This window comes from Streptomyces durocortorensis, from assembly GCF_016901035.1.
Taxonomy (GTDB): domain Bacteria; phylum Actinomycetota; class Actinomycetes; order Streptomycetales; family Streptomycetaceae; genus Streptomyces; species Streptomyces durocortorensis.
Window position 1 is genome coordinate 1 of record NZ_JAFEUF010000353.1, and the last position, 5,292, is coordinate 5,292.

Annotated in this window: 4 protein-coding genes; all 4 read left to right on the plus strand. The window is 71.8% G+C overall.

All coding sequences use genetic code 11. The features are described 5' to 3' along the window. Positions 1 to 103 precede the first annotated feature (103 nt). The 4 genes from JS521_RS33475 to JS521_RS33490 all read left to right on the plus strand — a co-directional run bounded on the left by JS521_RS33475 (position 104) and on the right by JS521_RS33490 (position 5,210). Complete coding sequence (locus tag JS521_RS33475; protein ID WP_205086656.1) at positions 104 to 1,054, plus strand: DMT family transporter; 951 nt, start codon at positions 104 to 106, stop codon at positions 1,052 to 1,054. A gap of 372 nt (positions 1,055 to 1,426) precedes the next feature. Beyond that, positions 1,427 to 2,254, plus strand: a complete 828-nt coding sequence (locus tag JS521_RS33480; RefSeq protein ID WP_205086657.1) for a cupin domain-containing protein — start codon at positions 1,427 to 1,429, stop codon at positions 2,252 to 2,254. 8 nt (positions 2,255 to 2,262) lie between these two features. Next, positions 2,263 to 4,122 (plus strand): asparagine synthase (glutamine-hydrolyzing), encoded by a 1,860-nt coding sequence (gene asnB, locus JS521_RS33485; protein ID WP_205086658.1) that lies wholly within the window; start codon positions 2,263 to 2,265, stop codon positions 4,120 to 4,122. Then, positions 4,119 to 5,210, plus strand: a complete 1,092-nt coding sequence (locus JS521_RS33490) for a PrpF domain-containing protein (RefSeq protein WP_205086659.1) — start codon at positions 4,119 to 4,121, stop codon at positions 5,208 to 5,210. The genes asnB and JS521_RS33490 overlap by 4 nt, the downstream gene beginning before the upstream one ends. The last annotated feature ends 82 nt before the right edge of the window (positions 5,211 to 5,292 follow it).

Sequence of the window (5,292 nt, forward strand, 5' to 3'; positions counted from 1 at the left end):
AACTTGACGGGCCCCCCACCCCCTGGAATCCCGGGGGGGCGCACGGGCCCCGCCGCCCTCCCCCTCTCCCCCTTTCCTCCGCCTCTTCTCAGGAGATCACCGCATGAACCTCGCCAACTGGGGACGCTTCGGCCTGCTGGCTGCCCTGTGGGGCTGCAGCTTCGCCTTCATCAAGATGTCGCTGGAGGCGTTCGCGCCCCTGCAACTCGCCTCCGGCCGACTGGTGGTCGGCGCCCTCGTCGTCGCCGCCATGCTCGCCCTGAAGCGGCTTCCTCTGCCGGGGCGCCCGCTGTGGGGCCACATCGCCGTGGCCTCCGTCTTCGGCAACGTCATCCCCTTCACGCTCTTCGCCATCGGCGAGCAGCACACCACCGCGACCATCGCGGGAGTGATCCAGGGCGCCACCCCGCTCATCACGATGGGCGTCGCCGCTCTCGCGCTCTCCGAGGAGAAGCCGACGCGCCGCAAGGTGATCGGCCTGGTCGGCGGGTTCGTCGGACTGATCGTCGTGGTGGGGCCGTGGAACACCGACGGCTTCGGCTCGATCGGCGGCCAGCTCGCCTGTGTCGGAGCCGCGGCGAGTTACGCCGTCAGCTTCGTGTACATCCGCCGCTTCATCGGCCCCCACAAGCTGCCCGCGCTCTCCGTGACCGCGGCCCAGCTGGGCATGGCCTCGGTCATCACGGTGGTGCTCACCACGTTCGTGACCGGCTGGAGTCTGCACGGAGACCTCACCGCCAAGCCGCTGCTCGCCCTCCTGGTTCTCGGCGCGGCCTCCACCGGTATCGCCTTCGCGCTGCTCAACCGCCTGATCGCGGATGCCGGTCCGACCACCGCTTCCGGCGTGAACTACCTCGTACCGGTGTTCTCCGTGGTCGTCGGAGTGCTCGCCCTGGGTGAACCGCTGTCCTGGAACGTACCGGTGGGCGGGGTTCTCGTCATCGCCGCGCTCGCCCTCGCGGAGGGCCGGATCTCGTCCCTGTCCCGGTCCGGGAAGCCCAAGCCGACGTCACCGGTCGCCCCCGACCGCGTGCCGGAGAAGAGCCGCCCGTAGCACCGTCGTACAGCGGCACAGTCTCCGCTGGACGACCCACCACAGCGGCGACAGAGCACCGAAGCGCAGCCAGGTCACCACGAGCCGGGGCCGGCGCGGACACCCTTCCCAGGGACCGCGCCGGCCCCGGCTCGTTGCCGTCGGTACGCCCCTCCCGGCAGAGGAGCCCACCGCGGCCGACCGGTCGCCGTGCGTCCGGGACGTGGCCGGATTACGGATCGGTTCCCGGCCACCTCCCCGGCCCCGGTAGCGAGGCGGGAGGGCGACGGGACCGCTCACCGCGAGTCTTTCTTCACAGGGCGCCACCAGGCCCTCCCGCCTCGATCGTCCCCTGCGTCTCCCCACCCTCTCCCTCCTCAAGGAGCATCTCGCATGACGCGCACCACCACCTCGCCGTCTCCCTCCGCTCCCTCCCTGGGGGACGCACGGATCATCTCCACCGCAGACTTCGTCTTCACCCCTCTGGCCGGCCGGCTCACCGAAATCGCCACACCCGTCAGCCCCGCCGTCGGCTCCACCCATGTCACGTTGCACGTCGTCCGCATAGCCCCGGGCGAGACCTTCAGCCCCGAGTCGAGCGCCGACGAGGAGAACACCGCGGTCGTCTTCGACGGCCGGGGGACGGCCACGGTGGGCTCCCGGAGCCGGAGCGTGGAGCGGTCCCACGCCGCGTACGCCCCCACGGGCCAGGCCCTGAGCCTCACGGCCGTCGAGGACGTGCTCACCGTCTACATCTGGCGCACGCCCCTCACGCCGGGCCGCCTGCCCGGCACCGACCCCGAGCCGTTCTCCACGCTCTGGGACGAGACCACCCAGCTGCGCGGCTTCGGCGGCACCGGCCAGATCTCCCCCGACGCCGACCGCGCCACCATGAACTTCGTCTTCTGGCCCGGCAACGGCAGCAGCCAGCTCTGCCTGCACTGCGGCATCCAGCAGCCGGGCCAGACCTTCAACGTCCACCTGCACCCCGACAGCGACGAGGCGTTCATCGCCTTCGAGGGCATCGGCCAGATGTACCTGCGCGACCGCTGGATCGACGTCGCCGCCGGGGACGTCCTGTACGCCGCGCCGGGCGTTCTGCACGGCGCTCGCAACCCCCACACCGGGCCCGACGCCCGGCGCTTCGTGACCTGCGGGGGCCCCAGCCCCTACGACCCGGCGCTCTATTCCGCCGCCGGCCTCTCCTCCGACGTCAGGTGATCTGAGCCATGTGCCGTATTCACGGATCCTTCCACGCCCGCACGACCGACGACGAGATGCGCCGGGTCGCCGCGCTCCAGCACCACGGCGGCCCCGACGCCCAGTCCTTCGCCCGGCAGTCCGGCTGGGCCCTCGGCAACAACCGGCTCTCGATCATGGACCCCGAAGGCGGCGACCAGCCCTACCGCCTGGGTGAGATCACCGTCGTCTTCAACGGCGAGATCTACAACCACGACCGGCTGCGCACCGAACTCATGCGCCAGGGATTCCACTTCGACGACCGTTGCGACGGATCGATTCTCCCCGCGCTGTACCTGACCTACGGGGACCGGTTCGCCGAGCACCTCGACGGCATGTTCTCCGTCGCCGTGATGGATCTGCGGCGGGAGCCCCGCCTGGTGATCGCCACCGACGCCTCCGGCATGAAGCCGCTCTACTACCACTGGGACGAGCGAAACGACCGGTTCCACTTCGCCTCCGAACTGCCCGCCCTCCTCGGCTTCGACGGAGTGCGCCCCTACGAGGACGAACTGGGCCTGCACACCTACCTGTCGGCGAAGACCCCCTTCGGCCAGCGGACCATGTTCGAGGGCATCGACGTCCTGCCGCCCGCCACCACCGCCGTCGTCACCCGCGAGGACGGCCTGCGCCTCACCTCCCGGCGCATGGGGTACGAGTCCGCTCCGCCGGTCGACGAGGACCGGAGCCTGTCCCGGGCCGGCGAGTCGCTGCGCGAGCTGCTGTCCCGTGAGGTCTCCCGGCTGCTCATCGCCGACGCGCCGGTCGCGGCCATCACCTCCGGCGGACTCGACTCCAGCCTCGTCACCGCGCTCGCGGCCCGCATCCTGTTCGACCGCGGCTCCAGCGAGGCGCTGCACACGTTCAACATCGCCTACACGGGCAACTGGCCCGGCGACGAGCGGGCCTTCGCCTCGGAGGTCTCCCGGCACACCGGTACGGTGCACCACCAGGTGGAGATCGACCCGGCGACCTTCCCCGACCTGATGGGCGACGTCGTACGCCACCTCGGCCAGCCCAACGCCGACCCGATCACCCTCTCCACCTTCTCGCTGTTCCGGGCGGTCCGCGACGCCGGGTTCAAGGTGGCCCTCACCGGGGACGCGGCCGACGAACTCTTCGGCGGATACAGCCGCATGACCCAGGCCCTCGCCGCGCCCGAGGGAGCCGACTGGGCGGGCCCCTACCTCGACCACCTGGCCGCGGTACCCCAGTCCCTGCGCCGGCAGCTGTACACGCCCGAGTACGCCGCCCGGGTCCTCGCGCCCGGCGCGTCCCCGCTGCCGCCCGGCCTCACCGACATCCTGGCCCACGGCGAGGGCAGCAGGCTCCAGCGCATCACCCAGATCGAACAGCGCTACCGGCTGCCCGCCTACCACCTCCGCCGCGTCGACCACCTGTCGATGGCCAGCTCCGTGGAGGCCCGGCTCCCGTTCTGCCAGCCCAGCGTGGTGCGCTTCGCGGCGTCCCTGCCCGACCAGCACCGCACGGTTCCCGGTGTCGGGGTCAAGCGCGCGCTGTACCGGGCGGCCGAGGGGCTCCTGCCCGACAGTGTCCTGAACCGGCCCAAGCAGCCCTTCACCCTGCCGATCACCGCGATGCTGGCCCCCGGACAGCGGCTGTGGGCGATGGCCCGCGACGTTCTGTCCCCGCAGGCCCTGCGTGCCGACGGGCGGCTGCGGTACGAGGTGGTCGACGCTTTGTTCGCCGAGCAGGAGGCCCGCCCGTCCGACGGGAGCTCGCTGGCCCTGTGGGCCCTCATGTCGCACCAGATGTGGCGCAGCGAGTTCTTCGGCCCGTCCGCCGGAGCGCACCGGGGAACCCGTGAACTGGCGGTGATGGCGGGATGATCGTCTCCCTGGTCAAGGCGACGGGCGCTCCCTGCCCCACCGTGGTGCTGGACGGCCGTGACCTCCCCGAATCCGATCCCCAGTTGCTGAGCGCGCTGGCCGACCTGCGGGCCGACCTGTCCCTGCAGGGCTCGGCCGACGTCCTCAAGAACGCCATCGTGCGCCCCTCCCGGCACCCGCTCTTCGACCTGGACTACCGCTTCGTGCAGTCCCTGCCGCAGAGCCACGACAGCTTCGACCTCCGCGGTTCCTGCGGCCACTCGATCCTGGCCGCCGTCGAGGCGGCCGCCCGCACCGGCATGATCCAGCCGCTGGTGCCGGGGTGCCGGGTCCGGGTCAACGTCCTCAACAACGGCGACAACGTGGTGTGCGAGGCCGAGGAGACCTTCGGCGACGGCACCCGGTTCACGGCGCACTTCCTGTGCTCACCGCCGCTGGAACTGCCCGAGCTCCTGATGACGGGGGAGCCGGTGACGTACGTCCCCTTCGAGGGACGGACCGTGCCCGTCTCGCTGGTGTCGATGGGCAATCCGTACGCCTTCGTCGACGCGACGGAGCTCGGCGTCGACGGGCCGGACGCCCTCTTCGGCGACGACCCCGCTCTGTTCGACACCATGACCCGGCTGCGCGTCGCGGTCTGCGCCTCGCAGGGCTGGGAGACCTTCGGGGCCTTCCCCAAGATCGCGGCCGTGCTTCCGCAGGACGGCGGCGGACTGTACGTACGGGCCGTGTCGGTTCCCTCCTGGCACCCCACGGTCGCGCTGACCGGCGCCATCTGCCTCGGCGCAGCCGCCGGCATCACCGGCACCGTGCCCTGGTCGCTGGCGGGGAGCGCGGCCCGGGATCCCGACGCGCTGCTGCAGGTCCGCACCCCGGGCGGCTGCGTCCGGGTCGCCGCCCACTCGACGTCCGGCCCCGACGGGCGGCGCGAGCTGGCCTGGGTGTCGGTCGCCGAGAAGCAGGTCGAGTACCGGGGACTGCTGCCGCGCCCCCGGTCCGCGAACGGCCTTCGGTCCTCCGCCGATCCCCGCCTCACCCCGACCACCCCCCTACCCGAGGAGAACTCGTGGGTTCCGCTGACAGCCTGACCGCCGTACGCGACGACATCGGCTCCGGGGCGTTGTCCGACCCGTTCACCGTCGACCCCTTCCCCGGCAGCCACCGCGGGGC

Excerpts from the sequence above, each read along its gene's own strand:
- JS521_RS33475 (WP_205086656.1), top strand. The coding sequence starts at position 104 with ATGAACCTCGCCAACTGGGGACGCTTCGGCCTGCTGGCTGCCCTGTGG.
- JS521_RS33480 (WP_205086657.1), top strand. The coding sequence starts at position 1,427 with ATGACGCGCACCACCACCTCGCCGTCTCCCTCCGCTCCCTCCCTGGGG.
- asnB (WP_205086658.1), top strand. The coding sequence starts at position 2,263 with ATGTGCCGTATTCACGGATCCTTCCACGCCCGCACGACCGACGACGAG.
- JS521_RS33490 (WP_205086659.1), top strand. The coding sequence starts at position 4,119 with ATGATCGTCTCCCTGGTCAAGGCGACGGGCGCTCCCTGCCCCACCGTG.